This is a genomic window from Nostoc sp. KVJ20 (assembly GCF_001712795.1).
In the GTDB taxonomy this organism is placed as follows: domain Bacteria; phylum Cyanobacteriota; class Cyanobacteriia; order Cyanobacteriales; family Nostocaceae; genus Nostoc.
Genome location: NZ_KV757750.1, coordinates 1 through 1,025 on the forward strand (window position 1 = coordinate 1; position 1,025 = coordinate 1,025).

General features: G+C 37.7%; 2 protein-coding genes and 1 pseudogene. All 3 read right to left on the minus strand.

Annotated elements, in window-relative coordinates; genetic code table 11:
- Window positions 1-195, minus strand: a 195-nt coding sequence (locus A4S05_RS43880) for a calcium-binding protein (RefSeq protein ID WP_370684511.1), incomplete at its 3' end; no start/stop codon positions are given.
- Window positions 140-283, minus strand: a complete 144-nt coding sequence (locus A4S05_RS44410) for a hypothetical protein (protein WP_370684512.1) — start codon at window positions 281-283, stop codon at window positions 140-142. The genes A4S05_RS44410 and A4S05_RS43880, both read right to left, overlap by 56 nt.
- A 7-nt stretch (window positions 284-290) precedes the next feature.
- Window positions 291-490, minus strand: a pseudogene (locus tag A4S05_RS44415) (calcium-binding protein); the annotation flags it as partial.
- Window positions 491-1,025 lie beyond the last annotated feature (535 nt).

The window sequence follows — 1,025 nt, forward strand, 5'->3', positions numbered from 1 at the left end:
GTCACTTTCAGCACCACCATTTAGAACGTCATTGCCATCACCACCATCGAGATTATCATTCCCGATCCCACCAGTCAGAACATCGTTGCCATCACCACCTTCGAGATTATCATTCCCGGCACCACCATTCAGAATGTCATTAACAGATAGTATCGTTGCCCAGGCCAGCCTTGATAGTATCGTTGCCAGGCCCACCTGAAAGAAGGTCGTTTCCTGCACCACCATCTATAGAATCATCTCCTACTTGTCCAACGACTAGATCGTTACCATCACCACCATCGATAGTATNNCCATCACCACCATCGATAGTATCGTTGCCTTCTCGAGTAGGAATAGTGTCGTTCCCACTACCTGCAATAATAAAGTCGTTACCAGATCCAGTGGCTATCAAGTCATCTCCTGCAAAGGCAGTAACAGTAATATTATCTTTTGAGCTTATAAGTGCGAAAACATCATTTCCTTGAGTTCCGTTAACAAATACGTTTGCCATTTCTGCTTTTTACCTCTTGTAGATTGTAGATGTTGTTGTAAAGTATTGGAATTTACACATTGAAGCCACTAACATAGGAGCCTTTCAACGCGTAAGCTTTGATAATAGACAAGGATTAAATTACTAGAATTCCTACTTGATGCAGAGAAATTCAGGAGTATTAGAGCAATACCTATAGGTATTGATTCAAGCAGCTAATAATAAAATTATTAGCTTTCAATTATTATTAAATTGAGAATTACTCTCACGTAATTGAGCTACTTGGTTGAAAAATAAAACTTATAATCAGGATATGGTAGTAACCAATGCTAACGGGTGTAATTTTGCATTAACTGTTATTTAGCATAGGTTACTATGGCGAAATCAATGCTTACGAGCTTACAATAGCATAACTAAATATGACTATTCAAGTAAGATTTGTCTATTAGTAATCACGCAGAAATAACTTACTTATTTTGGAGTAAAGATTGAGGTCTAAACTAGAGGTATTTAAAGATGTCGCTTGTACATCTGCAATAAATCAAAACGTTTTCCT